This window comes from Chamaesiphon sp. VAR_69_metabat_338, assembly GCF_031423935.1.
Classification (GTDB): Bacteria; Cyanobacteriota; Cyanobacteriia; order Cyanobacteriales; family Chamaesiphonaceae; genus Chamaesiphon.
In genome coordinates, this window is record NZ_JANPGM010000582.1 from 1 (window position 1) to 1,651 (window position 1,651).

Sequence of the window (1,651 nt, forward strand, 5' to 3'; positions counted from 1 at the left end):
ATATAAAACGCCGTTATCCCTGCCGTGGCAAAACCAACGACCCAGAGCAGCGGATTGGCGGCGTAGGTGGCACCGAGAATTTCATCCTTCGACCAGAAGCCTGCAAAGGGGGGAATCCCTGAAATAGCTAGGGTACCGATAAAGAAGGTGCTAGCGGTGATGGGCATGTGTTTGCGCAACCCGCCCATTAAGCGCATGTCTTGAGCCAGCGCGGGATTGTGGCCGACGACATCTTCCATCCCGTGAATCACCGAACCCGAACCCAAAAACATCATTGCTTTGAAATAAGCGTGAGTCATCAGGTGGAATAAGCCAGCGGAGTAAGCCCCGACGCCCAGTGCCATCACCATATAGCCCAGTTGGGACATGGTGGAGTAGGCCAGACCTTTTTTGATATCGTTTTGGGTAATTGCGATCGAGGCACCCAGAAACGCGGTAATTGCACCCGTCCAGGCGATCGTATCCATCGCGGTGGGGATATGCTCGAATACGGGATACATGCGGGCGATCAGATAGACCCCAGCGGCAACCATCGTCGCCGCGTGGATCAGTGCCGAAATCGGTGTGGGGCCTTCCATTGCATCTGGCAACCAGACGTGGAGGGGGAACTGGGCAGATTTAGCCACTGGTCCCATAAAGACCAAGATCGCAAATAAGGCGGCTAAACCGCCGCCAATTGCGCCAGAGGCAACTAATTCTTGAAGTCGGTCGCCCATGATTTGGAAATCAAAGCTGCCAGTCGCCCAGTAGAGTCCGAGCATCCCTAGTAGCAAGCCAAAGTCGCCGACGCGGTTGGTGACAAAGGCTTTTTGACAGGCATCGGCAGCTGCTTTGCGATCGTACCAAAAGCCGATCAGCAGATAGGAGCACATCCCGACTAATTCCCAGAAGATATACACCTGGACGAGGTTGGGACTGACGACTAAGCCCAACATCGAGGAGCTAAATAAACTCAGATAAGCATAAAACCTCACGTAGCCAGGATCGTGAGCCATATACCCGTGGGTATAGAGCATCACCAAGCCAGCGACGGTAGTGACGATGACCAACATCAATGAAGTCAGATGGTCGATCGTGTAACCCATGTTCAAATGAAAACTACCCGCAGCCGCCCATTCAAACGATCGAGTATAAACGGGGTGTCCTTGAAATTGACTGACGAGTAAGGCGAAAGACATGACCATCGCCGCACCAATGAGCGAAATAATCAGCACTGCATTGAGATCGCGCAGTTTATTGGTGGCTTTGTTGAGTGAAATCAATCCCAATCCGACTAGCATCGCCCCAGCTAGGGGAAATACTGGAATCAACCAGGCATAATCGTATAGTGGTTCCATAATGTACTTAAATCTAACGATCGAGAATGGACAAGCTAAATTGGTGACGATAACTGGTGAAAATTTAATGGCGAATGAGTTGCAACTGTATGAAGTGCGATCTTAATGCCTCATCCATTATGCTTCACTTGGTCGATCGTCAATGTTTAGCCGTCAATAGCAGAACATCCAGTCGATCGGGTGTCCTATGAGCAATTATACCGATCCCCATCGCTGCAATCCGATCGCTAGTAAATATTTACCGTTCTACTGGCGGAAAATGTGGTGAGACAAAGAGCGTAGTTTAAAATTTGGACATACTTGCGAATCGCTCA

General features: G+C 50.3%; 1 protein-coding gene. It reads right to left on the bottom strand.

Annotated features, from left to right (window positions below; genetic code table 11):
- The coding region (gene nuoL / locus RMO84_RS16035) for an NADH-quinone oxidoreductase subunit L (RefSeq protein ID WP_310489439.1) at nucleotides 1-1,337 on the bottom strand (1,337 nt) is incomplete at its 3' end.
- Nucleotides 1,338-1,651: the final 314 nt, after the last annotated feature.